Source organism: Streptomyces sp. M92 (genome assembly GCF_028473745.1).
Lineage (GTDB): Bacteria > Actinomycetota > Actinomycetes > Streptomycetales > Streptomycetaceae > Streptomyces.
In genome coordinates, this window is the sequence record NZ_CP101137.1 from 470019 (window position 1) to 494139 (window position 24121).

The 24121-nt window shown below is 71.9% G+C and carries 20 protein-coding genes and 1 pseudogene; 15 read left to right on the forward strand and 6 right to left on the reverse strand.

Annotated features, from left to right (window positions below; translation table 11 throughout):
• Positions 1-90: 90 nt before the first annotated feature.
• Positions 91-351, forward strand: coding sequence for an SCO2583/SCO2584 N-terminal domain-containing protein (locus M6G08_RS02125; RefSeq protein ID WP_272585476.1), 261 nt, complete (start codon positions 91-93; stop codon positions 349-351).
• Between the two features lie 34 nt (positions 352-385).
• Here M6G08_RS02125 and M6G08_RS02130 read toward each other — a convergent pair whose 3' ends face one another.
• A complete protein-coding gene (locus M6G08_RS02130) occupies positions 386-1225 on the reverse strand; it encodes an SDR family oxidoreductase (RefSeq protein WP_272585477.1) in 840 nt (279 codons plus the stop codon).
• A 108-nt stretch (positions 1226-1333) separates the two neighbouring features.
• On the opposite strand from M6G08_RS02130, the gene M6G08_RS02135 reads away from it, so the two are divergent.
• Positions 1334-1705 (forward strand): winged helix-turn-helix transcriptional regulator, encoded by a 372-nt coding sequence (locus M6G08_RS02135; protein WP_272585478.1) that lies wholly within the window; start codon positions 1334-1336, stop codon positions 1703-1705.
• Positions 1706-1785: 80 nt separating this feature from the next.
• Positions 1786-2526, forward strand: a pseudogene (locus M6G08_RS02140) (DNA glycosylase AlkZ-like family protein); the annotation flags it as partial.
• Positions 2527-2651: 125 nt separating this feature from the next.
• On the opposite strand, the gene M6G08_RS02145 reads toward M6G08_RS02140, so the two are convergent.
• Positions 2652-2966 (reverse strand): hypothetical protein, encoded by a 315-nt coding sequence (locus tag M6G08_RS02145; protein WP_073723868.1) that lies wholly within the window; start codon positions 2964-2966, stop codon positions 2652-2654.
• Positions 2967-3141: 175 nt separating this feature from the next.
• Between M6G08_RS02145 and M6G08_RS02150 the strand changes: the two genes are divergently transcribed.
• The 8 genes from M6G08_RS02150 (at position 3142) to M6G08_RS02185 (ending at position 11597) form a co-directional block, all read left to right on the forward strand.
• Positions 3142-3501 (forward strand): arsenate reductase family protein, encoded by a 360-nt coding sequence (locus M6G08_RS02150; RefSeq protein ID WP_272585479.1) that lies wholly within the window; start codon positions 3142-3144, stop codon positions 3499-3501.
• Positions 3502-3603: 102 nt separating this feature from the next.
• Positions 3604-4269: an SCO2207 family protein gene (locus tag M6G08_RS02155; protein WP_272585481.1), complete on the forward strand. Its 666-nt coding sequence runs from the start codon at positions 3604-3606 to the stop codon at positions 4267-4269.
• Between the two features lie 223 nt (positions 4270-4492).
• On the forward strand, positions 4493-5524 hold the full coding sequence (gene glnII, locus M6G08_RS02160; RefSeq protein WP_272585482.1) for a glutamine synthetase: 1032 nt from the start codon (positions 4493-4495) through the stop codon (positions 5522-5524).
• A 112-nt stretch (positions 5525-5636) separates the two neighbouring features.
• Positions 5637-6566, forward strand: a complete 930-nt coding sequence (locus tag M6G08_RS02165) for a DUF6891 domain-containing protein (RefSeq protein ID WP_272585483.1) — start codon at positions 5637-5639, stop codon at positions 6564-6566.
• A 363-nt stretch (positions 6567-6929) separates the two neighbouring features.
• The gene (locus tag M6G08_RS02170; protein WP_272585484.1) at positions 6930-7934 is read left to right on the forward strand and encodes an SDR family oxidoreductase; all 1005 of its coding nucleotides are present in this window, start codon (positions 6930-6932) and stop codon (positions 7932-7934) included.
• Between the two features lie 125 nt (positions 7935-8059).
• Positions 8060-9334 (forward strand): sensor histidine kinase, encoded by a 1275-nt coding sequence (locus tag M6G08_RS02175; RefSeq protein ID WP_272585485.1) that lies wholly within the window; start codon positions 8060-8062, stop codon positions 9332-9334.
• On the forward strand, positions 9319-9972 hold the full coding sequence (locus M6G08_RS02180) for a response regulator (RefSeq protein WP_272585486.1): 654 nt from the start codon (positions 9319-9321) through the stop codon (positions 9970-9972). Before M6G08_RS02175 ends, M6G08_RS02180 begins: the two co-directional genes overlap by 16 nt.
• Before the next feature lie 134 nt (positions 9973-10106).
• Positions 10107-11597, forward strand: coding sequence for a DUF1996 domain-containing protein (locus tag M6G08_RS02185; protein ID WP_272585487.1), 1491 nt, complete (start codon positions 10107-10109; stop codon positions 11595-11597).
• Positions 11598-11678: 81 nt separating this feature from the next.
• On the opposite strand, the gene M6G08_RS02190 is transcribed toward M6G08_RS02185, so the two are convergent.
• The gene (locus M6G08_RS02190) at positions 11679-12119 is read right to left on the reverse strand and encodes a hypothetical protein (RefSeq protein WP_272585488.1); all 441 of its coding nucleotides are present in this window, start codon (positions 12117-12119) and stop codon (positions 11679-11681) included.
• A gap of 137 nt (positions 12120-12256) precedes the next feature.
• Between M6G08_RS02190 and M6G08_RS02195 the strand changes: the two genes are divergently transcribed.
• From M6G08_RS02195 to M6G08_RS02205, 3 genes are all read left to right on the forward strand, one after another.
• Positions 12257-12766, forward strand: coding sequence for a tetratricopeptide repeat protein (locus M6G08_RS02195; RefSeq protein ID WP_272585489.1), 510 nt, complete (start codon positions 12257-12259; stop codon positions 12764-12766).
• Positions 12767-12839: 73 nt separating this feature from the next.
• Positions 12840-14771, forward strand: a complete 1932-nt coding sequence (locus tag M6G08_RS02200) for a hypothetical protein (RefSeq protein ID WP_272585490.1) — start codon at positions 12840-12842, stop codon at positions 14769-14771.
• A gap of 82 nt (positions 14772-14853) precedes the next feature.
• On the forward strand, positions 14854-15543 hold the full coding sequence (locus M6G08_RS02205; RefSeq protein WP_272585491.1) for a TetR/AcrR family transcriptional regulator: 690 nt from the start codon (positions 14854-14856) through the stop codon (positions 15541-15543).
• On the opposite strand, the gene M6G08_RS02210 is transcribed toward M6G08_RS02205, so the two are convergent.
• From M6G08_RS02210 to M6G08_RS02220, 3 genes are all read right to left on the reverse strand, one after another.
• Complete coding sequence (locus M6G08_RS02210) at positions 15540-15896, reverse strand: 5-carboxymethyl-2-hydroxymuconate Delta-isomerase (protein WP_272585492.1); 357 nt, start codon at positions 15894-15896, stop codon at positions 15540-15542. The genes M6G08_RS02205 and M6G08_RS02210 overlap by 4 nt on opposite strands.
• A gap of 55 nt (positions 15897-15951) precedes the next feature.
• Positions 15952-21369 carry a pullulanase-type alpha-1,6-glucosidase gene (gene pulA, locus M6G08_RS02215; RefSeq protein WP_272585493.1) on the reverse strand — a complete coding sequence of 1806 codons (5418 nt, stop codon included), beginning with the start codon at positions 21367-21369 and terminating at the stop codon, positions 15952-15954.
• 142 nt (positions 21370-21511) lie between these two features.
• Positions 21512-22885: an alpha-amylase gene (locus M6G08_RS02220; protein ID WP_272585494.1), complete on the reverse strand. Its 1374-nt coding sequence runs from the start codon at positions 22883-22885 to the stop codon at positions 21512-21514.
• A 215-nt stretch (positions 22886-23100) separates the two neighbouring features.
• On the opposite strand from M6G08_RS02220, the gene M6G08_RS02225 reads away from it, so the two are divergent.
• Positions 23101-24117, forward strand: a complete 1017-nt coding sequence (locus tag M6G08_RS02225; protein WP_272585495.1) for a hypothetical protein — start codon at positions 23101-23103, stop codon at positions 24115-24117.
• Positions 24118-24121 lie beyond the last annotated feature (4 nt).

Sequence of the window (24121 nt, forward strand, 5' to 3'; positions counted from 1 at the left end):
TGGCCGAAAAGCTTCACAGGGGAAACCCGGCCCGGGATCATAGATACCGAGACTGTTGTTCGAGTCAGGGGACGGGGAGAAGGACCGGACATGTCCGAGCGGGACGACGAGGAACGCGAGTTCGACATCAAGTGGGCGGACGGCGCCGAGCACAAGGAGCCCTCCGCGCGTGCCCGGATGCTCGCCGCGCGCTGGAAGGAGAACCCTCCCGGCCCGGTCCCCTTCCGCGCCGACCCCGATCACGTGGGATCCGGACGCCGGTCGTCGTGGGTGTCCACCGCCCTGGTCCTCGGCTGCGTCGCCGCGGTGATCGTGCTGCTCGGCTACATCAACTTCCGGGCGCCCTACTAGGACCGCCAGTACCGTCCGTCCGCTGCCGCCGGTCTCAGCGGAACGCGGCGACGTTGCGGGCGGCCCAGTCGGCGAAGGGGCGCGGGGCGCGGCCGAGGACGCGCTCGACGTCCGGGCTGACGCGCAGTTCGGCCGGGCTCGGGTTCCCGACGATGTCCAGGGTGTCGTCGGCGAGTTCCGCCGGCATGCTCCGGGCCATGGCGGTCCTGGCCTCGTCGCGGGTCAGCTCGTGGAACGCCACGGGTTCGCCCAGCGCTGCCGCGAGGGCCTCCGTCTGCCCGCGCGGAGTGATCACCTCCGGGCCGGTCAGCTCGTATTCGCCGCCGGTGTACCGGTCCTCCAGCAGGCAGGCCGCCGCCACCGCCGCGATGTCGGCCGGGTCGATCACCGGCACCCCGGTGTCGCCGAAGGGCGCCGCGACGACCCGCCGCGCGCGGACGGACTCGGCCCACCACAGGGCGTTGGAGGCGAAACCGCCCGGTCGCAGCACGGCCCACTCCAGGCCGGACTCCCGCACCGTGTCCTCCAGCTCGCGCATCGCGATCCGCGTCGCCCCGAAGGGCCTGGTCACCACGCCGAGCGTGGAGAGCAGGACGATGCGGCGGACCCCGCTGCCCGCGGCTTCGGCGACGATGTCGGCGGGGTGGGCACCGACGGCGTGCAGATCGCCGGAGAGCAGCAGGAACAGCGACTTCGCCCCGGCCAGCGCGGGCCGCAGGCCGGCCGGCTCGGCGAGGTCGGCCACCTGGTGGCGGACGCCGTCCGGCACCGCCGCCGGGTGCCGGGACACCGCCGTCACCTGCTCGCCCGCCTCCGCCAGCGCCCGCGTCAGCGGCCGGCCGATGTTCCCGGTCGCCCCGGTCACCACGATCATGATCAGCTCCTTGTCGATGTGCTCTGGGTCGGATGTGCTCCGAGGGCGTTCACGCTAGGAGCGAGAGCTAACTCCTGGTAAGGGCATACCTGAAGGTAAGCTCATGACATGACTGAAGGCGTGCAGCACAGGCGGGCCGAGACCGGGGCACGGTATGACGTGTTTCACACCGACTGCCTGGCGCGGGACATGGTCGACCACGTGACCAGCCGGTGGGGCGTCTGGGTTCTGATCTCCCTGCGCCACACCGACCTCCGGTTCTTCGAGCTGCGCGAGAGCATCCAGGGCATCAGCGAGAAGATGCTGGCCCAGACCCTGCGCGCACTGGTCGGGGACGGCCTGGTCTGGCGGAAGGTCGAACCGACGACGCCGCCGCAGGTCACGTACGGGCTGACCGAGTTCGGCCGGGACGTCGGCGAGCCGCTGACGGAGCTGTTCGACCGGATCACCCGGCGGCTGTCGGCGCCCGACAGCCCCTAGCGTCCGCTGTCAGTGGTGCCGGGCACCATGTCCCTACCGAGACACGCACCGAGGACGTTGCGAACGGGCGGAGGGCCTGTATGGGTGACGGCGGGCGACGGCACATCGGGGCGGCCGAGCGGCGGGAGCGGCTGGCCCTGCGACAGCGGCTGGCCGGGGCCGCGCGGGCGGCAGGACCGGAGGAGGTCACCGGCTCACTGGTCGCGCTGCACGGCACCGACCCGGCGACGGTGTACCTGGCCGTGGGCGCGCGGCTGGCGGACGCGGCGAAGACCGTGGGCGCGACCGAGCGGGCGCTGTACGAGGACGGCTCCCTGGTCCGGATGCACGGCATGCGGCACACCGTCTTCGTGTTCCCGAGGGAACTGACCGCGGTGGTGCACGCCTCGACCGGCCTCACGGTCGCCGCGCGGGAGCGGGCCGCGCTGATCAAGAGCATGGCGGACGCCGGAGCCCCGGACGCGGCCTGGCTCGCGGAGGTCGAGGAGTCGGCGCTGGCCGCGCTGGCCCGGCGCGGCCAGGCGACGGCCGCCGAGCTTGCCCGGGACGAGCCGCGCCTGAAGGAGCAGTTCGTCTACGCCGCCGGGAAGAGCTACGAGGGCGTGCACACCGTCTCGACCCGGCTGCTGAAGGTGCTGGGCGTGGAGGGCAGGGTCGTACGGGGCCGGCCCCTGGGCTCGTGGACGTCCAGCCAGTTCCGCTGGGCGCCGGCGCCCGACCATCCTGAGCTGGACGCGGGCGAGGCGCAGGCGGAGCTGCTGCGGAGGTGGCTGACCGCGTGCGGGCCGGCCACCGAGGACGACCTGAAGTGGTGGGGGTGGGAACGACGCGGGTGACTCCGCGGTTCCGGACGCCCTTGGAGCGGGAGCTGTCAGCGTGAACAGCCGGTCAGCGGCGCCGGGCACCCCGCGAGACGAACGGCACCCGGCGCCACCGCTTCACCGCTTCACCGCGAGTACCGCATCAACGCCCGCACCATGTGGCACGTGGTGTCCGACGGCGGGTGGACGCCGATGGTCAGCGCGGCGCTCCGTATCCTCTCGTTGCGCGCCTGGTCGGCCAGGTAGACGCCGGAGTCGAGCAGGGCGATGGCGAGCCGCATCGCCTTGAGCCGGCGGTTGTGCGTGATGTACCACTCGCGGGGACGGCCCGCCGGCAGCGGACGCTTCTCCACGGGCTCGTAGGGCAGGTCGAGCAGGACGGGCCGCTTGGCGGTGGACTGGGTGGGCAACGGCTTCGGCTTCAGTGCGGCAGCGGGCACGAGCATCCTCCTGTCGCGGTCAGGGCGCCGTCCGGACCGCCCGGCGACACCCTCGAACACTGCTTCTATTTTACCGCCCACCACTGACAAAAGCCCCTGGCCACAAGGGCTTTCGGGGGTGCTGTGACGCACGGGGTGAACGAGTTTCCGCACCCCTCGGGCTACCGTGTGCGGCATGGAGATCTGGATCAACCCGGCCTGTTCGAAGTGCCGCAGCGCGATCAGCCTGCTCGACGCGGAGGGCGCCGACTACACCGTCCGCCGCTACCTGGAGGACGTCCCGAGCGAGGACGAGATCCGGGAGGTGCTCACCCGGCTCGGCCTCGAACCCTGGGACATCACCCGCACCCAGGAGGCCGCCGCGAAGGACCTGGGCCTGAAGGACTGGCCCCGTGACGAGGCGTCACGCGACCGGTGGGTCACGGCACTCGCCGAGCACCCGAAGCTGATCCAGCGTCCGATCATCACGGCGGACGACGGCACGGCCGTCGTGGGCCGCACGGACGAGGCGGTCCGGGACGCCCTGTCCCGGTAGGGCGCCCGGGTCACTCGGGCGCAGGGCCGTCGCCGTTGAGCAACTCCGTTCGGTATTCCGTACATAGCGGCGTACGCTCCCCTACCTCTTCAGGAGGCGCGCATGTCGCGCAGGAGAACTCTCGGTACGAAGAAGAAGATCGCACTCCTGGTCAGTGCCGCGGCGGTGGCGGGCGGTGGGGCCTTCGTGACGGCGAACGCCTCGAATGCCGCGCAGACCGACCAGAACGCGCGGACCAGGGCGGCCCAGGACTCCTCCGTCTGCCAGGGTCTGGCCACCGCGCTGGGCAACAACCGGCGTTTCATCGAGGGCCAGCGGGCCGATCCCGACGCGCAGTCGGAGGCCAGGATCGCCAACCGCGAGGCCGTCATCGCGGAGATCGAGCGCAAGCAGGAGGCGTCCGGGTGCACGGTCGGGGAGTCGGCTCAGGGCTCCCAGTCCGCACAGCCGCCGCAGGACGGCCGGGGCGCCGGAGAGGAGGCGGGCCAGGACACCGGACAGGAAGCGGGTCAGGCCGCCGGTGAGCAGGTGTGCGACGGCTCCACCGTCACCCTCTCCGGCGAGGGCGGCGCGCCCGCCGCGTCCAGCGACCAGTTCCCCGTGGGCACCAGGCTCAAGGTGACCAACCTCGACAACGCCAAGTCCACGACGGTGGAGGTCTCCTCGGTTTCGGGCAGTTGCGTGCTGCTCAACAACGCCGCGTTCGAGCAGGTCCGGGAGGAGGGCAAGTTCCTGATCCGGCGGGCGCTGATCGAGAAGGTCGGGTGAGACCCGGTCACGGACAGGCCGGCGACCGTGCGGGGGTGGCGGTCGCCGGCCGGGGGCGGTGAGAAACGCGCCACACCGCACCCGGGTAACACGGGGTTCACAAGCGGGCAACGGACGGGAAATCGCCGGTTGGCACGCTGCACGGCAGTAGGAGCGGCGCACCGGTGCCGCAGCGCCGCAGCACCCGCAGTGCGCCCAGACCCACCCCGAAGGATGTGTCCCCGTGACCTTCAAGGCCGAGTACATCTGGATCGACGGCACCGAGCCGACGGCCAAGCTCCGTTCCAAGACGAAGATCATCACGGACGCCCCCGCGGGCCTGGACGCGCTGCCGATCTGGGGTTTCGACGGCTCCTCCACCAACCAGGCCGAGGGCAGCTCCTCGGACTGCGTGCTCAAGCCGGTCTTCTCCTGCCCCGACCCGATCCGCGGCGGCGACGACATCCTGGTGCTCTGCGAGGTCCTCGACACGGACATGACACCGCACCCGAGCAACACCCGCGCCGCGCTGGCCGAGGTCGCCGGGCGGTTCGCCGCGCAGGAGCCGGTCTTCGGCATCGAGCAGGAGTACACCTTCTTCAAGGGCGCCCGCCCGCTCGGCTTCCCCGAGGGCGGCTTCCCGGCCGCGCAGGGCGGCTACTACTGCGGTGTCGGCTCGGACGAGATCTTCGGCCGCGACGTCGTCGAGGCGCACCTGGAGAACTGCCTGAAGGCCGGTCTCGGCATCTCCGGCATCAACGCCGAGGTCATGCCGGGCCAGTGGGAGTTCCAGGTCGGCCCGCTGTCCCCGCTGGAGGTCTCCGACCAGCTGTGGGTGGCCCGCTGGCTGCTCTACCGCACCGCCGAGGACTTCGAGGTCTCCGCGACCCTGGACCCCAAGCCGGTCAAGGGCGACTGGAACGGCGCGGGCGCGCACACCAACTTCTCCACCAAGGCGATGCGCGAAGGCTACGAGGCGATCATCACCGCCTGCGAGTCACTCGGTGAGGGCTCCAAGCCGATGGACCACGTCAAGAACTACGGCGCCGGCATCGACGACCGTCTCACCGGCCTGCACGAGACCGCCCCGTGGAACGAGTACTCCTACGGCGTCTCGGACCGCGGCGCCTCGGTCCGCATCCCGTGGCAGGTCGAGAAGGACGGCAAGGGCTACATCGAGGACCGCCGTCCCAACGCCAACGTCGACCCGTACGTGGTGACCCGCCTGCTCGTGGACACCTGCTGCGCGGCGCTGGAGAAGGCCGGCCAGGTCTGATCCGGCCGCCGACCGCCTGACGGGGGCGTCCACCGCGACGGTGGGCGCCCCTTCGCGCTGCCCGCGACCGTTCGGCGACCACGTTGTCAGTGGTGCGTGGCACTGTGGGGGCATGGAGATCGACGGGGACCTCGCCATCAGGGCCGAGACGGAGAACTGGCAGACGCACACCCGGATTCCGGAGTCCTGGCTGCGTGAGCTGGTGGCGCGGATCGGGGGCACCGGCGACCGGTTCCTGGTCGTCCAGCGGATACCGGACATCCCGGACGTGTTCGTGCAGGTGTGGCACGAGGAGGGCGGGAACTACCGGCTGGAGCACCGGGCCGCCGGGCACCAGTTCTTCGGAACGGACCTCGACGACCCCGACCGGGTGGCGGACCTCATGACCGGCTGGGCGCGACAGGAGCCCGGCTGGGACACCGGCGTCGACTGGGCACCGATCGACCTGGGGCCGGAGGAGGAGGTTCCCGAACTGCCGGACGAGGTGCGCGAGGACGTCGAGCGGCTGCTGCGGGAGCGGCTGCGCTGCGGGTACGACAGCCGGAAGGCCCTGGTCGAGATCGCTGAGGAGTACCGGGCCGCGGACGCCGAGGACAAGCGGCCGGTGTCCAGGGCCCAGGCCTGGCAGCTGGTGGACCGGCTGTGGCTGGAGCGGCTGGCGCAGCAGGAGGAGTGGGGCGACGAGACCACCGACCCCGACCGGCTCACCCGCGTCTTCGGGACGCTGGACGCGGCCGGCGTCACCGCCCGGGAGAACTTCACCTGCTGCCGCAACTGCGGCATGTCCGAGATAGGCGCGGAGCGCGAGGGGGCGCGCGGCTTCGTGTTCTTCCACCGGCAGAGCACGGAGGCCGCGGCCGAGGGGCACGGAGTGACCCTCCACTACGGCGGTTTCGACGGCTCCGAGGAGACCACCACCGCGGTCGGGCACGAGGTCGTGGCGGCCTTCACGGCGGCCGGGCTGTCCACGGAGTGGACAGGCGATCCGGGCAGAGCCATCACCGTCACGCCGCTGGACTGGCGCAAACGATTGGTGGGGTGACCGGTACGGCGTCGGCTTCGCGCCACGGTCCGTGTCCCGTGGCCCCCCTCCCGACGAACCTCTCGCGCGAAGAGCTGACGTCTCATGGCGCCCCCCGTTCCCTGACCACCGTCACCCTCGACTCCCCCGAGCCGGTGGACATCGCCGGCCTCCTGCCGCCGGGCGCCACCTGGCTGCCCGCTCCCCCGTACGCCCAGCCCGACGTGCACGTGGCCCGGCTGCGCCGCAAGCTCGGTGCCGAGCACCGGCGGACGATCCAGACCGTGCGGCGCGTCGGCTACACGCGCCGCCCACCGGAGGCTGAGCTCTGCCGTCGGCAGAAAGGCGTTCCCCGGACGGCCTCCGGCGGGCACAGTGGCCGGCATGAGGCTACTGGTGCTGGGCGGTACGGAGTTCGTGGGGCGGGCCGTGGTGGAGGGCGCACTCGGGCGCGGCTGGGAGGTGACCGTCCTGCACCGCGGACGGCACGCCCCGCCCCCCGGGGTGCGCGCACTGCACGGCGACCGCACCGCACCGGACGGGCTCGCCGCCCTGGCGGGCGACGGCACCTGGGACGCCGTCGTCGACACCTGGTCGGCGGCGCCCCGCGCGGTGCGGGACTCGGCGCGGCTGCTGCGGGACCGCGTCGGGCGGTACGTGTACGTGTCGAGCTGCTCGGTGTACGCCTGGGCGCCGCCCGCCGGGTACACCGAGGACGCCCCACTGGTCGAGGGCGCCTCGGCGGACGCCGGGCAGAGCGACTACGCGCGGGACAAGCGGGGCGCCGAGCTGGCCGTCCTGGACGCCTTCGGCGCGGACCGTTCGGTGCTCGCCCGGTCCGGGCTGATCCTCGGACCGTACGAGAACATCGGGCGGCTGCCGTGGTGGCTGAACCGCGTCGCGCGCGGCGGCCCGGTGCTCGCGCCGGGCCCGCGCGACCTGCCCCTCCAGTACATCGACGCACGCGACCTCGCCGACTGGGTCCTCGGGGCGGTGGAGCGGGAGCTGAGCGGGCCGTACAACCTGATCTCTCCGCCGGGGCACACCACCATGGGCGCCCTGCTCGAAGCCTGCGTAAGGGCCACGGGCGGCGCGGCCGAGCTGCGCTGGACCGCCCCGGACGCCGTCCTGGCCGCCGGGATCGCACCGTGGACGCAGCTGCCCGTGTGGACACCGCCAGGCAGCGACCTGCACGAGGCGCTGCACACGGCCGACGTCTCCCGGGCCCTGGCCACGGGACTGGGCTGCCGCCCGGCCGACGACACGGTCACCGACACCTGGACCTGGCTGCGGAGCATCGGCGGTACGGCACCGCGGCGCCCGGACCGGCCGCCGGTCGGCCTGGACCCGGAGACGGAGGCGAAGCTGCTCGCGGCGGACGGGGACTGAGACCGCACGTCTCGGGCGACCCCGGCACCGGCAGGCCCGTCCCGCACCGAGGTGTACCTGGCAACACCCCGGACCAGGGGGCTCGGCCCCGTGACCGGCTCCGTCGGCTCGGCGAGACTGACGGCATGGACATCGAGACGAGGAACGACGGCCGCGGGACCCGGCCGAACCGGACGCGGACCGTGGCACTGTCGGCCGTGCGGGGGCTGGCGCTGGCGTTCATCACCCTGCCCGGCGCGGTGCTCTGCTTCTGCCTGACCCTGGTGTCCATCGCGCTGATCCCGATCGGGATCGGCATCGTCACCACGCCATGGGTGCTGACCGGCGTGCGGATGTTCGCGGACTGGCGGCGGGTGCTCGCCGCCGAGTGGGGCGGGGTCCGCATCCAGCGGGCGTACCGGCCGCTGCCCGAGGACGCCAACCCGTGGGCGCGCACCTTCGGGATGCTCGCCGACCCGGCGACCTGGCGGGACCTCGTCTGGCTCCCGGTCGACATGACGGCGGGCTTCGTCACCGCGCTGCTGGCCTTCGCGCTGCCGCTCTACCCGCTGGAGGGGTTCGCGATCGCGGCCGGGCTGTGGCGGCTCTGGGACGACACCTACTGGTACGGCTTCGTGCCCGTCACCGACCAGACCACCGCGCTCTACGCCGCCGCCCTGGGCGCCGTCCTCCTCGTCGCCGCCGCCTGGCTCACCCCGCTCCTGCTGAAGGCCCACTTCCGGCTGACCGGCGCGGTCCTCGGCTCGGGCCAGGCCGAGCTCGCCGAGCGGGTGCGCGTGCTGACCGAGACCCGGCGGGACGCCGTCGACACCTCCGCCGCCGAACTGCGCCGCATCGAACGCGACCTGCACGACGGGGCGCAGGCCAGGCTGGTCGCCATGGGCATGGACCTCGGCACCATCGAGGCACTGCTGGAGAAGGACCCGGCGAAGGCCCGGGAACTGCTCGCCCAGGCCCGGCAGTCCTCCGCCGACGCCCTGACCGAGCTGCGCGAACTCGTGCGCGGCATCCACCCCCCGGTCCTCGCCGAACGCGGTCTGGGCGACGCCGTACGGGCGCTGGCACTGCGGCTGCCCGTCACCGTGGAGACCGACGTGGAGCTGCCCGGCCGCGCGGAGGCGCCCGTGGAGTCCGCCGCGTACTTCGCCGTCAGCGAGATCCTCACCAACGCCGTCAAGCACTCCGGCGCCGACCGGATCTGGATCGACATGCACCACGCCGAGGGCCGGCTGCGCGTCAGCGTCACCGACAACGGCAAGGGCGGCGCGGTGATCGGCGCGGGGACGGGGCTGGCCGGCGTCGAGCGGCGACTCGGTACATTCGACGGCGTCCTGGCCGTCAGCTCCCCCGCGGGCGGCCCCACCATGGTCACCGTGGAGATCCCTTGCGCGTTGTCCTAGCCGAAGACCTGTTCCTGCTGCGCGACGGACTGGTCCGGCTCCTGGAGGCCCACGGTTTCGAGATCGCCGCGGCCGTCGAGACCGGCCCCGAGCTGTCCCGCGCGCTGGCCGAGCTGGAGCCGGACGTCGCCGTCGTCGACGTGCGCCTGCCGCCCACGCTCACCGACGAGGGGTTGCAGTGCGCCCTCGAGGCCCGGCGCCGGCGGCCGGGGCTGCCGGTGCTGGTCCTGTCCCAGCACGTGGAGCAGCTGTACGCGCGCGAACTGCTCGCCGACGGCAGCGGCGGGGTCGGGTACCTGCTCAAGGACCGGGTGTTCGACGCGGAGCAGTTCGTGGACGCCATACGGCGGGTGGCGGCCGGCGGTACCGCGATGGACCCGCAGGTCATCCAGCAGCTGCTCAGCCGGCGGGCGGCGGCGGACCGGCCGCTGGAGCGGCTCACGCCCCGGGAGCTGGAGGTGCTGGAGCTGATGGCGCAGGGCCGGACCAACGCGGCGATCGCCGGGAAACTGGTCGTCACGGAGCGGGCGATCGCCAAGCACACGGCGAACATCTTCGCCAAACTGAGCCTCGAGGTCTCCGACGACGACAACCGGCGTGTACTGGCGGTTCTGGCCTATCTGGACCGCGGCCACTGACCTCGTCCGCCGCACAGGACCCACCGATTCCGCAGACGACTGAACACCCCTGGGACGGCCTCCGTATGGAAAGGAGCCGCTTCACTCCTGCCGGGCGCCCTCGATGCCCCGCAAGGAAGTCAAAGAGGAGTTCCATGGGACGCAACACGAGAAAACGCCGTACGCCGCTGGCCGCCAAGGTCGTAGCCGGGGCGGCGGCCCTGGCGGTCGGCGGGGGCGGGCTGGTCTGGGCCAACTTCCACGCCTCGGCGCACGAGGAGAATCCGGCCCACAACCGGACGAGGTCGGCCGCGGCGCAGGTCGCGACGATCGACTGTCCCGACGTCGGCCAGGAGCTGTCCGACGTGCCGGACCGCGCGCGGGGGGAGGTCGACGGCGAGCTGGCCACGATGGACAGCCAGATCACCGAGGCCTACAAGCGCCTCGCCACCACGCGGCGCGCGCAGGCGGGTGACCCGCGGTTCGTCGAGAACACCATCCTCGGACCGCTCAAGGACCGGCGGAAGGCGATCATCGACCGGATCCAGCTGGAGATCAACCGGGCCGGCGGCCGGGCCGACGACGACCTGGACCGCCTGGCCGGCTGCCAGGGACAGCCCGCGGAACAGCCGCAGAACGGCGACGGCCAGAACGACGGCGGCCAGGACGGCGACGGTCAGAACGGCGACGGCCAGGGCCGGGCCGACAACGGCAACGGGGCGGCCGGCCCCTTCGCCGAGGACTTCGTCGACATCAAGGACGTCCGGCCGAACTCACGGGACCTGGAGAACGGGCTGGCCGCCGACGGCGACGGCGGGTCGACGGGCTCCTTCACCGCGAAGTGCGGCGTCAACGAGAACAACCTGTTCAACAGTGACAATCTGATCGTCGCCCCGGGCGTCGACAACGGCGCCCACCACACGCACGACTACGTCGGCAATCAGGACAACGACGCCTTCTCCAGCGACGAGGACCTGGCGAACGCCGGCACCTCGTGCCAGAACCAGGGCGACAAGTCCACCTACTACTGGCCGGTGCTGCGACTCCAGGACGGCACCCAGGAGTTCGACGCCGGTGACCTGGGGGGCGGGGCTGAGGGCAATGTCGGCAGGATCCTGAAGGCCGACGAGGCGGAGATCAGGTTCGTGGGCAACAAGCAGAGCGACGTCGTCGCCATGCCCAGGTTCCTGCGCATCATCACCGGCGACGCCAAGGCCTTCACGAACGGCGTGGCCAACGCCAACAGCTCGTTCAGCTGCACGGGCTTCGAGGACCGGCAGGTCACCGACAAGTACGTGCTCTGCCCCGAGGGCAGTCGGGTCGTGCGCACGTCCAACTTCCAGAGCTGCTGGGACGGTCAGAACATCGACAGCGCCAACCACCGCGACCACGTGGCCTTCGTCCGGGACGACGGCAGCTGCCCGGACGGCTTCCGGGCCATCCCCCAGTTGCAGGTGCGCCTCGTGTACGACGTGCCCACCCCGACCGTCGAGAACGGCCGGGTCCAGGACCCGTACGCCGTGGACGGCTTCCCCGAGCAGCTGCACAAGCCGATCACCGATCACAACGACTTCATCAACGTCATGGACGAGGACCTGATGAACGAGGTGGTCGACTGCATCAACAGCGGCGAGGACTGCCAGTAGTTCCCCTGGTTCCCCGCCATAGCGCGCATGGGGCCGGTGACGTGAGAACGTCACCGGCCCCTCGCGCGTCCCGGTCCGAGGTCAGCCGCCGTGCCCACCGTGCCCGCCGTGCCCCTCCGGATGGCTGCCGCCGCCGTGCTGGGTCCCCTGCTCCAGGGTGCCGCCGAGCCGGCCGCGCAGGTCCGCCACGACGTCCTCGTGGCCGACGGCGACCCACTTGCGGCCGACGAGGTAGTAGCCGCCGTAGTCCTTGGCCGTGTTGATCCACTCGCGCTGCCCGCGGTCGGTGGCGAAGGTGGCGAGGACGTACTTCTCGTCGCCCCTCCCGCAGAGGGCCTGGCGGATGGTGTCGGCGTCCGTCTGCATGTCGGGCTCGCACTTCACCTCGGCGGCCAGGTGCTCCAGGCTGCCGGTCGCGGTCCCGGGCACGGCCGCCTCGCCGTCCCCGTCGGAGCCGCAGCCGGTCAGCGCCAGTACCGCCGCCGCTGCGGCCGGCGCGAGCATCGGTCGGGTCAGCCTCATCTGTTCCTCCGGTCCGTTCCGGCGACATGCCGTGCGGAGCCCTCTGCGAGGGGCTCTCGCCATCGATACGGCCGCGGGGCGCGAACCATTCAGAAACCCCGGTGTCGTTCCGAGGGCACCCGTGCGAGAGTGGCGCTGTGGACCAGGACTGGGAAGACCGTGTGACCGCCGCGTGGGCGACGGCCGACGACTACGCCGAGGACGGTGCCGCCGACTTCCGCGCGGTGATCGACGCCCTCGCCGACGAGTTGCCGGCGGACAGCCCGCTCGGCCTGTTCGAGCGGGCCTGCGCCTGGGACTCCACCGGCCACTCCGAGCGGGCTGTGCCGCTGTACCGCGAGGCGCTGGAGCGCGGGCTGGGCGAGGTCAGCCGCTACAAGGGCCGCCGGGCGAAGATCCAGCTCTCCAGCTCGCTGCGGAACATCGGCGAGCCGGAGGAGGGCGTCAAGCTGCTGTCGCCGGAACTGCTCGCGCCGTCGGACGAGTTGGACGACGCCGTGCGCGCCACGCTCGCCCTGTGCCTGTCGAGCATGGGCCGCGACCGGGAGGGGCTGTCGCTGGTGCTGGGCGCGCTCGCGCCCCATCTGCCGCGCTACCAGCGGTCGATGGCCGCCTACGCGCGAGCGCTGGTGGAACCCGAGGACTGACCGGTCAGGGCTGACCCGGCCAGGACTGACCTGGGCATGGTGACCATCCACCCATTCGCTCGTTCTGCTGAACGTGCAGTCACAGGATGTCGCCCCGCGCCCCGCACCGTCCTCCGCCTCCCCTGCCGACCCGGTCGTCGACGTCGAACAGGCCGAGGCCGCGCTCGTCGAGCACTACCCGCGCCTGGCCCGGCTCGCCTACCTGGTGCTGCCGCCGGGCCTGGGCCGGGGCCGCCGCGTCCTGTCCGCGCACTCCATCGTCCAGCGAGCCCTGCCCCGGAACCGGACGACGGCTCCCGTGATCCCGGCCCAGTCGACCGGCCGCGAGGTGGACCTCGGGTACGCGCTGGTCCGCCTCCGCGTGGTCCGTGCGGCGCTGGAGGCCGCCCGCCCGCTCAAGCGGCGCGCGTGGCCCAACCGGTCCCAGCTGCCGCCCCTGCTGCCCCAGGTGCGGGGCCTCAAGCTCTTCCCGCGCTCCGGCGGGGCCGACGAACTCGCCCTGGACCAGCGGCTGTCCGCCCTCTCCGCGCCCGGCCGCGCGGCCTACGTCCTGCGGGGCCTGGAGCAGCTCCCCGACCCGGACGTGCGGCAGCTGCTCGAAGCCGCCGGGGTCGCCGACGCGGACGCCGCGCTGCGAGAGGCCGACGAGGTGCCCGCGCAGTACACGCTGCTCACCTCCTCCGAGTACGACCCCTGCTCGCTGCAGGCCCGGCCGACCGACCTGATGCGCCGCCGCCAGCACACGCGGGCGGCGCTGGTCGCCGGGGCGGCCCTGGTGGTGTGCGGGACGCTGCTGGGCATGCCCGGCGACGGCTGGGGGCCGGACGGCGCCGCCGCCCCGTCGTACGCGCAGAACCCGGCGGCCGAGGCGGCCCTGGACCCCGCCGAGCTGACGAAGGCCGCCCCGGCCGCCTGGGAGACCTCCGCGCGCACCGACTTCTCGGTGTGGCCGGCCCGCGGCGACCTCACCGGCGACGAGGAACTGCTGCGCCGGGCCCTCGCCGTGTGGGCGCGGCCCGGCGAGAGCGTGGGCGTCTCGGCGACGCCCGGCACCCCGACCGGCGGCCCCTCCGGCCCGCCCCGGCTGCTGTACGCCGGGACCGTCGACAACGCGCGCGTGGTGATCCTGCACGACGGTCTGCGCCTCGCCCGGTACGCCGAGCCGAAGGACGGCACGGCGGGCGCCGCCCTGGACTTCGCGCGCACCGACGGCGCCGACCGGGCCGAGGCCACCGCGGTGGTCCTGGGCCGGGCCGACGGCAACGTCCGCTATCTGACGGCGCCGTGGGTGTCGAAGGCCGCCGTGCGCGATCTCGCCGACCCGGACGCCGACGCCCGTGCCCTGACGCTGACCGACGGGGTGACCTCGCCGCTGGCCAGCCCGGTGCAGCAGCAGTCCGGGGCGTGTACGTCCTGGCACGTGCTGGAGCTGACCGACGGCTCGGACACCCGGCTGGCGACCGACCTCGGCGAGCTGGTCCCGGCCCGCCTCACCACCGGCCGCCCCGGTGCGGCGAAGGACGTCTCCGGGGCCGGGGCCCGGGCCGACTGGGCGCCGTACGCGTGCTCGCTCGGCGCGGTGCGCGGACAGGGCGTGCGGTCGGTGAACGCCTGGCAGTTCGCCGCGCAGCCGCTGCCCGACGCCAGCGGCTCGGGCGACTGGGTGTGCACCCGGGCCGAGACCTGGCGGGGCGAGGGGGCACGGGTGCTGGCGCAGTTCCGCACCCCGGGCGGTGCCCGGGGTGCGGTGGCGTCGAAGGCGCAGGACGTGCCGGCGTGCGGTGAGCGCGACCCGCACGTGCTGGCCGGGGTGCTGTGGAAGTCGGAGGGCGGGCACTGGTACCTGCTCGCCGCCGGTGACCGCGAGACTCGGTCGGTCGAGGCGACGGGCGGCATCAGCGACTCCGCCGACGGCAACCTGCTGACGGCGAAGGGCGAACAGGGCGCGCGGGCCGAGCTGAAGGGCACCCTGGACAGCGGCCGGACGATCAGCGGACTGCGGTAACCCCGCCGGTACGGGCCACTACGGAACACCTGTGCCCGATCCGGGCCGTTCGAAGGCTGAATTCGATCGGTAAGGTGTTCGTATGACTACCGGGGTGCGCCGCAGAATGGGTGTCGAGGAACGGCGGCAGCAGCTGATCGGCGTCGCCCTCGATCTGTTCAGCCGCCGCTCGCCCGAAGAGGTCTCCATCGACGAGATAGCGTCGGCCGCGGGCATCTCCCGCCCGCTGGTCTACCACTACTTCCCCGGCAAACTCAGCTTGTACGAGGCCGCGTTGCAGCGGGCCGCGGACGATCTGGCGGCCCGGTTCGTGGAGCCGGCCGAGGGCCCGCTGGGCGCGCGGCTGCTGCGCGTCATGGGCCGCTACTTCGACTTCGTGGACGAGCACGGCCCCGGTTTCTCGGCGCTGATGCGCGGTGGTCCGGCGGTCGGCTCCTCGCGGACGAACGCGCTCGTGGACTCCGTACGGCAGGCCGCCTACGACCAGATCCTTTCGCATCTGGGTGTCACCGACCCGCCCGCCCGACTGGAACTGGTCGTGCGCTCCTGGATCTCGCTGGCCGAGTCGACGGCCCTGATCTGGCTGGACGGGCGCCGCATCCCGCGCGCCGAGCTGGAGGTCCAGCTCGTGCACGACTTCGCCGCGCTGACGGCGGTGAGCGCCGCCCACGACGAGGAGATGGGCGCCCTGCTGCGCCGCCTCGTCGCGGACGAGCCGGCCGACGGCCCCTTCGGGGACGTGGCCGACCGGCTCACCTCGCTCGTGAGCTAACTCTCGAACTTCCGGTACGACGGGTCCAGGTCGCGGACCTCCGCCGAGGCGTGCAGGGCGAGGCCGTCGCCCGGCTTCACGTGCTGACGCAGCAGCTCCAGCACGGTCTCGGTCAGACGCGCCTTGGTCTCGTCCGTGCGCCCCGCGAGCAGCCCCAGGGTGACGTGCACGACGGCGTGCCCGTCGGTGTCGGGGCCGACCGTGGTGTCCTCGGCGCGGCGGAACTGCGTCTTGCACGCCGGCGGCCTGGCGGCCGCGATCTCCACGACGGCGCCGTGCAGGGCCCGCGCGAACGCGGGCCGGTCGAAGTCGTCCGCGAGCGAGGCGGAGTAGTCGACGGTGATCTGCGGCATGAGCCCTCCCGTTGCGTGAACAGCAGGGCTCACCCTAACCGCAGTACCGCGACCGTCAGCCGGTGCGCTCGAATACGGCGACCGTGCGGCCCGGCACGGTGAACGTGCCGGTCTCGGACGCGTACGCCGACTGCTTCACCACCGGGTCCGCGCCCTGCGCCTGCACCCGGTGCAGCCGGTAGCCGGTCCCGGCCGCCGCATCGATCCGCTGCTCCTGCGCCTCGGGGGTGGCATTGAAGACGACCACCAGGTCACCGAGGCGCATGGTGATCACGCCGGGCGTCTCGTCCCTCCCGGAGAGCGGGAAGGAGAGCCGGGACCGCACCTGCTGGGCCGTGGCGAGGGAGAAGTCCCGCTCGCTCGTGCGGATCTTCAAGAGGTCCCGGTACGCCGCCGAGGCGCCCGTGATCTGCGGGCAGCCGACCTGCACGGCTCCCAGCAGGGGCTTGGCGTACGGCCACTTGTCCTGGTTGTCGGCGGCCGGGGGCAGGCCGCGGCCGAAGCCGTTGCCGTCGGCGCAGTTCCAGTGGATGGCGTTGAACCAGTCGCCGCTGTCGTAGGAGTTGCGGTCCAGCGACTTGGAGCGCAGCAGGTCGGTGCCGGCCTGGGAGAGCGCCGGTCCCTGGGAGAGAGCGGCGGTGGCCATGGCGAGGACCTGCATGCGGGCCCGGTCGTCGGCGGACGTGTCCTTCGGCAGCTTGAAGGCGAGCGCGTCGAACAGGGACTCGTTGTCGTGCGCGTCGGCGTAGGCGAGGGCGTCGCCCGGGGCCTCGGCGTATCCGGCGGGGGCGCCGTTGTAGTCGACCTCGGAGCCCTTGACCTCCTTGCCGTCGGTGTCCGTGAAGGTGTAGTCGGCGAGGTTGCCGGTCAGGCCGACCTTGATCAGGTCCTGGTAGTGCAGGAGCCGGGCCCGCTGCTCGGCCTCGGTGCCATTGGCCTCCGAGCCGTTGGGCTCGGTGTAGAGGCCGGAGGCGAAGCCCTGCACGCCGGGGTCCTCGTCGAAGGGGCCGCCGCCGCGCACGGCGTCGCGGGCTCGGTCGGAGAAGGTCGCGATGCCGGTGCCGGCCATGTTCTTCTGCGTGGCCTGCGTGAAGCGGGCGTCGTCGGCGACCTCGCCGAAGTTCCAGCCCTCGCCGTACAGGATGATCTTCTTGCCGTCGACGCCGTCCTTCTTGAGGGTCAGCGCGTCCAGCGCCTCGCGGACGGCGAGGATGTTCTCCTTCGGGTGGTGGCCCATGAGGTCGAAGCGGAAGCCGTCGACCTTGTACTCCTTGGCCCAGGTGACGACGGAGTCCACGACCAGCTTGCCCATCATGGCGTTCTCGGTGGCGGTGTTGGCGCAGCAGGTGCTGTCGGCCACGGAGCCGTCGGCGAGGAGGCGCTGGTAGTAGCCGGGGACGATCCGGTCGAGGACGCTGGTCCTCGCCTGGCCGCTGGCGGCGGTGTGGTTGTAGACGACGTCCATGACGACCCGCAGGCCGTCCTCGTTGAGCGCCTTGACCATCTCGCGGAACTCGACCGTGCGGGCGGTGCCGTCCGGGTCGGTGGCGTAGGAGCCCTCGGGGACCGTGTAGTGGTACGGGTCGTAGCCCCAGTTGTAGGCGTCCTTGGCGGCCGCCTTGGCCACGCACTCCTGCTGCTTGTCGGAGTCGGCGGGGAGCGCGGCGAGGTCGCAGTCGACGGTGGCCTGGTCGGACTTCTTCTCGGGGATGGTGGCGATGTCGAAGGCGGGCAGCAGGTGTACGTACGACGTGCCGGCCTCCGCCAGCTCGCGCAGGTGCTTCGAGCCGTCGCTCTCGTCGTCGGTGAAGGCGAGGTAGGTGCCCCGGTGGTCCGGGTCCGCCGTGCGGTCCGCGACGGAGAAGTCGCGGATGTGCAGCTCCTGGATCTGGGCGTCCCGGAGCGGCACGGCCTCGGGCTTGCGGTAGCTGTCCCAGCCGCGCGGGGCGAGCGAGCGGTCGTCCAGGTCGACGACGAGGCTGCGCTCGGAGTCGGTGGTCAGGGCGAGGGAGTACGGGTCGGTGACCTTGTTGGTGACGACCTTCCCGGCCTCGGGCGCCCACACCTTCACGGCGTAACGGTAGGACTGGCCCTTCCAGGAGCGCGGGCCGCGCACGGACCAGACACCGGTGTCGTCGTCGCGCCGCATGCGGACCGTGCGGTCACCGATCTCCAGCCGCACGTCCTGTGCGGTCGGTGCCCACACGGAGAGGGTGGGGCGGCCGTGGCGGAAGACGGGACCGAGGTCGGCCTTGGTCGCCTCGGCCGCGTAGAGGTCGTCCAGGACGCCGGCGATCTGCACGCCCGTCGCCGCGAGGACGGCGCCGGTGGCGGCGCGCTGGGTGGCGACGACCTGGCCGCGCAGGGCCGCGCGGACCCGGTCGCGGTCACGGGGGTCGATGGACCAGGCGGTGTACTCCTTCAGGTGCGGGAACTCGGCCTTCTGGGCGTCCGTGAGGGCCGTCTTCGTGAGGCGGAGCCAGCTCGTCCCGTCGTCGGCGGTGAGGGTGCCGTCCTCGGCCTTGATGCCGCCGGTGCGGGAGGCGAGCAGCTGCGTGGAGGCGGCGCCGGCGGAGCCGTTCCAGGCGACGGTGTTCCGGTCGATCCAGACCGCCTTGGCGGTGCTGAGGTCGACGGCCGCCGCGGAGCCGGCCGGCTGCGGCAGCAGGTACTCCTCCTCGCCGCTCACCAGCCACACCTCGTGCCCCTTGGCCCTGAGGTCCAGGGCCTGGTCGGTGGGCAGGTCCTTCTCGTCGCCCTTGTGGACGATGTAGCCGATGCTGGTGGCACCCTCGGTGAGGGGCACCTCGAAGACCGCGCCATAGGAGTCAGTCTCGACCGGCGTCAGCGGCTTCGACCAGTCGGTGGGGTTCGCGGCGCCGCCCCAGACGTGCAGGCCCCAGCCGTCGTAGTCGCCGTCGGCGCGGTGGTAGTGCAGGACGGCCTTGCCGGTGTCCTGGGCCGGGTAGTCGGGCCGCTCGGTGACGACCTGCTCCGTGCCCTGCTCGATCCACACCTCGCCGGTCCGCGTGACGTCGATGGTGCGGTCGGCGGCGACGTCCTTGTTGCCGTCCTTGTCGATGACGAGGAAGGCGACGTTCGAGGCGCCGGGCTTGAGCTTGACGTAGGCGAAGGCGCCGTAGGCGTCGCGGCCGGTGAAGGGGTGGCTCTTCGGCCACTCGGTGGCCTCGCCCTCGGCGAGGTCGCCCCAGGCGTACAGGCCCCAGTCGTCGTAGTTCCCGTCCTCGCGCTTGTAGTGGACGATCGCGTAGTCGCGGGAGGCGGCGGTGGGCGGCGTTTCGACGAGCGGGGTGCCGGTCGTCGAGGCGGCCGTGGCACTCGCCGTACGGCCCGCCGAGTCGATCACGACGGCCTTGTAGCGCAGGGCGGTGCCGGCCGGGGTGTCCTCGGGGATGGTGTCCGTGACCTTGTAGGGGGCGTGGTCGGCGGAGCCGAGGGTGCGCCACTCGCCGTCGCCGGTCTGGGCGGCGAAGACGACGCGGTTGAGCTGTCCGCCGGTGACGTCGGCCGTCAGCTCGACGGTGCCGGTGGCGCCGGGCTCAGGGGCCTTCAGGGTGACGTCGGGCTCGGTGGCGGGCTCGGCGAGGCGGCCCGCGGCCTTCAGGACGACGGCCGATCCGGCCGGGACGGTGACCGTGACCTTCTTGTCGGCGCCGGACCTCACGTCCTCGTCGGTGCCGTAGACGCCCTGGAAGGCCATGTGCGCGGAGCCGGTCGCGAAGGTCGCCGTCCTCGCCTCGTCGGCGTTGTTGAAGGCGACGACGTATTCGGTGCCGCGTGCGGCGTCGGTGCGGGAGAAGGCGTAGACGCCGGCGCCGTCGGCCGCGTAGCGCTCGGTCTGGACGCCGTCGGCGAGGGCCGGGTGGGCCTTGCGCAGCTTCGCGAGGGCGCTGATCTGCCGATACAGGGGCGCACGCGTGTCGTAGGCGTCCTCGGCGTGGGTGCGGTCGGTGCCGAGCTGGTCGTCGTCGAGGTAGTCGGCGGTACGGGAGGCGAACATGGTCTGGCGGGCGTCCTTGTCGCCGCCCGCGCCGGTGAAGCCCTGCTCGTCGCCGTAGTAGATCACCGGGTTGCCGCGGCCGAGGAACATCAGCTCGTTGGCGAGCCTGGCCTTCTTCAGCAGTTCGGCGTCGGTGGCCCCGGGATCGTCCTGCTTGAGGAAGGTGCCGATGCGGCCCATGTCGTGGTTGCCGAGGAAGGTGACCTGTTCATAGGCGTTGGCCTTGTCGGTCGTGTACTTCCAGTCGTCGCCGTAGACGGCGGCGAGCTTCTGGGCGCTGCCGCCCTGGGAGGCGTACGCGCGGGCCGCGTCCTGGAAGGGGAAGTCCAGCGTGGAGTCCAGGCGGCCCTGGGTGACGTACGGGGAGGTGACGGCGGTGTCGGCGGAGTAGACCTCGCCGAACATGAAGAAGTCGTCCCGGCCCTTCTTCGCCGCGTAGGCGTCGAGGGCGGTGGCCCACTGGGTCCAGAACTCCATGTTGACGTGCTTCACGGTGTCGATCCGGAAGCCGTCGATGTCGAAGTCCTTGACCCACCGCTGGTAGATCTTCTCCATGCCGCTGACGACCTCGGGACGTTCGGTCCACAGGTCGTCGAGGCCGGAGAAGTCGCCGTACGTGGTGGACTCGCCGGCCCAGGTGGAGTCGCCGCGGTTGTGGTACATCGCGGGGTCGTTGAGCCAGGACGGGACCTTGAGCCTGCGCTTGTCGGCCGGGACCGTCGGCGTGCGCGGGAAGGAGCCGGAGTCCGTACGGGGGAAGCGGCGCTCGCCGTCCGCGTAGTCGGCGTCGTCGAAGGGCTCGCCGTCCTTGGTCAGATAGGGGAAGGCGCCCTTGGAGAGGTAGTCGTAGGACTTCTCCTCGTAGTCGACGACGTCGGCGGTGTGGTTGGTGATGACGTCGAAGAAGACCTTCATGCCCTTGGAATGGGCCTTGGAGATGAGGTTCTTCAGGTCCTGGTTGGTGCCGAAGTGCGGGTCGACCTGGGTGAAGTCGGTGATCCAGTAGCCGTGGTAGCCGGCGGAGGCGTTGTCCCCGGTGCCCTGCACGGGCTGGTTCTTGAAGATGGGCGCCATCCAGATGGCGGTGGTGCCCAGGCCCTTGATGTAGTCGAGCTTCTGGGTGATGCCCTTGAGGTCGCCGCCCTGGTAGAAACCCTTGTCGGTGGGGTCGTAGCCGGTGGTGAGGCGGCTTCCGGTCAGTCCGCCCCTGTCGTTGCGGGTGTCGCCGTTGGCGAAGCGGTCCGGCAGGACGAAGTAGAACTGCTCGCGGGTGAGGTCGTGCCGGGCGTCGGCCTTGGCGAGTTTCGCGTCGGACGGTGGCCTCGGCGGGGCGTCGGCCCGCGCGGCGAGGGGTGGGAGGAGGGCTGCGGCGAGCGCGGCCACGGTGACGGCCGCGACCCGTCTCGCTCGTGCGGTGCGGCGCGCGACAGGCACCGGCCTTCTCGGTATCACGGCGTGAGCTCCTTGCGATGACGGCTCGTTCGGGTCCGACCCCGGCGAGACGGTAGCGCCGACGCAAGACTTGCGGCAAGGGTCGTGAAAGCAACGGAAAGAACTTTCACGTACTCTCACGACCCCTGCCCGACCGGCCCGTTCAGCAGGAGGACTTCCCGGCGTACAGCGCGAGCGCCGTGTTGGCGCCGAGCGTCGCGGTGAACTGCCCGGAGCCGTTCACGGTCACCGGCTTGCCGCTCTGGACGTCGCAGTAAGTCCCCGCCGGCAGCGAGGTCTGGTAGATGCGGGTCATGGCGCCCGACTCGTGGTTGATGGCGACGTAGCCCTTGTTCCCGCGCCCGAAGGCGATGGCGTCGTTGCCGTTGTCCCACCAGTTCGTGACGGCCTGTCCGCGGGTGGCGTTGCGGAAGGCGACCATCGACCTGATCTCCGGCCAGGCGTGCTGGCACTTCCAGCCGTCCTGCCAGCAGGCGTTCACCTGGCCGCCGTTCGGCGGTCCGGCGTCGTGGTTGGACCACTCGTAGCCGGAGTTGATGTCGGGGGCGCCGTAGGGCCAGGCCAGCATGAAGACGTTGGCCAGGGTGTAGTTGGCGTTGTCCTTGTAGTTGAGCGTGGAGCCGTTGCGCTCGGTGTCGTGGTTGTCGACGAAGACACCGGCCGCACCGCTGCTCAGGTAGCCCCAGCCCTCGCCGTAGTTCTTCAGGTAGGCGAGGTTCTCGCCGTTGAAGACGCGCTTGAGGTCGTACGCGTACCGGAACTCCTGCACGTCGCCGCTGCCGGTGTACTCGGTCGGCTGGACGGCCTCGCCCGCGCCGTAGATGACCTCGTGCTTCCAGTACACGCCCGGGTCGCTCAGCCGGGACTTGATGTTCGCGAGGTCGGCGGCCGGGATGTGCTTGGCCGCGTCGATGCGGAAGCCGTCGACGCCGAGGGAGAGCAGGTCGTTCAGGTACCCGGCGATCCTGCCGCGGACGTACTCCTCGCCGGTGTCGAGGTCGGCGAGGCCGACCAGTTCGCAGTGCTGGACGTTGTACCGGTCCCGGTAGTCGCTGATCTCGGAGCGGCAGTCGTCGAAGTCGTACGAGGAGTAGATGCCGGGGTAGTCGTACTTGCCGTACGAGGAGCCGCCGGTACCCGTGCCGCCGCCCGCCGACATGTGGTTGACCACGGCGTCGGCGACGACCTTCACCCCGGCCGCGTGGCAGGCGTCCACCATGTTCTTGAACGCGGTGCGGTCACCGAGCCGCCCGGCGATCTTGTAGCTGACCGGCTGGTACGAGGTCCACCACTGCCCGCCCTGTATGTGCTCGGCGGGCGGGGAGACCTGGACGTACCCGTAGCCCGCGGGACCGAGGGTGTTCGTGCACTCCCTGGCCACGGAGGCGAAGTTCCACTCGAAGAGGACGGCGGTGACGTCCTTGGCGCCGGGCGGGGAGGCCTGCACATTAGTCGGGGTCATGACAACGGAAGCTGCCGCGAGCGCGACGGCCGCCGTGAGGGCTCTGCGTGCCATGTGGGGTTTTCCTTCATCGTCGAAGGCGTTGCGGGGAGCCGAAGGCGCCTGAAGGCCGCTTGAAGACTCTTGCTGAAACCTTCAGAAACCTTGCGGTGACGGAGATGTTAAGGGTTCATCGACCGAAAGGGCAGTGGTCGGTGCGAAGTCGGGGCGGGGAGTTCACCGGGAAACCGGCGCCGGGGGCTGTCAGTGCCCGGTCGCATACTGCTCCCATGCAGATCACCGAGGACGCACTCAAGCAGGCCTGGCACCGGCTGACCGCAGGCTCCGACCTGCTCGACGACGCCGTGTTCCCGCCCACCGGCACGTCGTACGAGCAGTACGAGGACCACGCGGAGGACGGGTACGCAGGCCTGTACCTAGTCCTGGAGGAGGACGGCTCGGTGTGCGGCTACCACGGCCCTCACGACAACGCCTTCATCGCCCGGGACCTCGACGAGACGCTGTACTTCCTCGCCGAGGAGGCCGTCCGCCGGCTCGACGCGACCATCGCCGGGCAGGCCGGGCTGATGGACCGGATAGACCCCGCCTGGGGCCGCAGCTTCCGCGGCGGCGGCCCGGACGGTACGGAACCGGCGCCACCCTGCGGACGCGACCCCCTGGAGGGGTTCGCCTGGATCGCGGGCTCGTGGCGCGAGCAGGCCCCCTACACGACCCTGGAGTTCTTCCGCGGCGAGAACGTCAGCGCCGAGCGGATCGCCCTGCTGTACGGAGCCGACCCGGAACACGTCGCCGCGGGGACCCGCCTGTCGGACCTGAGCGAGGGGAACGGCGGCTCCTACGGCAACTGGCTCACGGACTGGGACAGCTGCTGCTTCGGACAGAGCGGCGACTGGACGTTCCTGCTGTACCACGAGACGGCGCCCGGCACCCGGGCCGACGCGGCCGCGTTCGCCGAGCTGGGTGTGACGGAGACCGTGGAGCTGAGCGCCTGCCTCGGCAAGGCCATCTACACGTTCGACTACATGCGCGACGGCCGCCGCCTCGACGACGACGGCATCATCGAGCTGATCTACTACGACCGGGGCCGCACCCCGTACGTCCGGGGCGGGCAACTCGACTTCCTCAACCGGGCCCTGCGTCGCGCCGAACTGGACCACCCCGAGCTGACCGACGAGTTCGCCCTGTACTTCCACGCCCTGGAGACCTCGCTGGGTCTGGGCCTGCCCCGCAAGGAGATCGCGGAGGGGACGGTCCGGGCCGCCCGGTGGGCCCGGCGCGACGGATGACGCG

Bases quoted from the DNA above. Each gene is read 5' to 3' on its own strand.
- M6G08_RS02125 (WP_272585476.1), top strand. From the start codon at position 91: ATGTCCGAGCGGGACGACGAGGAACGCGAGTTCGACATCAAGTGGGCG.
- M6G08_RS02130 (WP_272585477.1), bottom strand. From the start codon at position 1,225: ATGATCGTGGTGACCGGGGCGACCGGGAACATCGGCCGGCCGCTGACG.
- M6G08_RS02135 (WP_272585478.1), top strand. From the start codon at position 1,334: ATGACTGAAGGCGTGCAGCACAGGCGGGCCGAGACCGGGGCACGGTAT.
- M6G08_RS02150 (WP_272585479.1), top strand. From the start codon at position 3,142: ATGGAGATCTGGATCAACCCGGCCTGTTCGAAGTGCCGCAGCGCGATC.
- M6G08_RS02155 (WP_272585481.1), top strand. From the start codon at position 3,604: ATGTCGCGCAGGAGAACTCTCGGTACGAAGAAGAAGATCGCACTCCTG.
- M6G08_RS02165 (WP_272585483.1), top strand. From the start codon at position 5,637: ATGGAGATCGACGGGGACCTCGCCATCAGGGCCGAGACGGAGAACTGG.
- M6G08_RS02170 (WP_272585484.1), top strand. From the start codon at position 6,930: ATGAGGCTACTGGTGCTGGGCGGTACGGAGTTCGTGGGGCGGGCCGTG.
- M6G08_RS02175 (WP_272585485.1), top strand. From the start codon at position 8,060: ATGGACATCGAGACGAGGAACGACGGCCGCGGGACCCGGCCGAACCGG.
- M6G08_RS02185 (WP_272585487.1), top strand. From the start codon at position 10,107: ATGGGACGCAACACGAGAAAACGCCGTACGCCGCTGGCCGCCAAGGTC.
- M6G08_RS02190 (WP_272585488.1), bottom strand. From the start codon at position 12,119: ATGAGGCTGACCCGACCGATGCTCGCGCCGGCCGCAGCGGCGGCGGTA.
- M6G08_RS02205 (WP_272585491.1), top strand. From the start codon at position 14,854: ATGACTACCGGGGTGCGCCGCAGAATGGGTGTCGAGGAACGGCGGCAG.
- M6G08_RS02210 (WP_272585492.1), bottom strand. From the start codon at position 15,896: ATGCCGCAGATCACCGTCGACTACTCCGCCTCGCTCGCGGACGACTTC.
- M6G08_RS02220 (WP_272585494.1), bottom strand. From the start codon at position 22,885: ATGGCACGCAGAGCCCTCACGGCGGCCGTCGCGCTCGCGGCAGCTTCC.
- M6G08_RS02225 (WP_272585495.1), top strand. From the start codon at position 23,101: ATGCAGATCACCGAGGACGCACTCAAGCAGGCCTGGCACCGGCTGACC.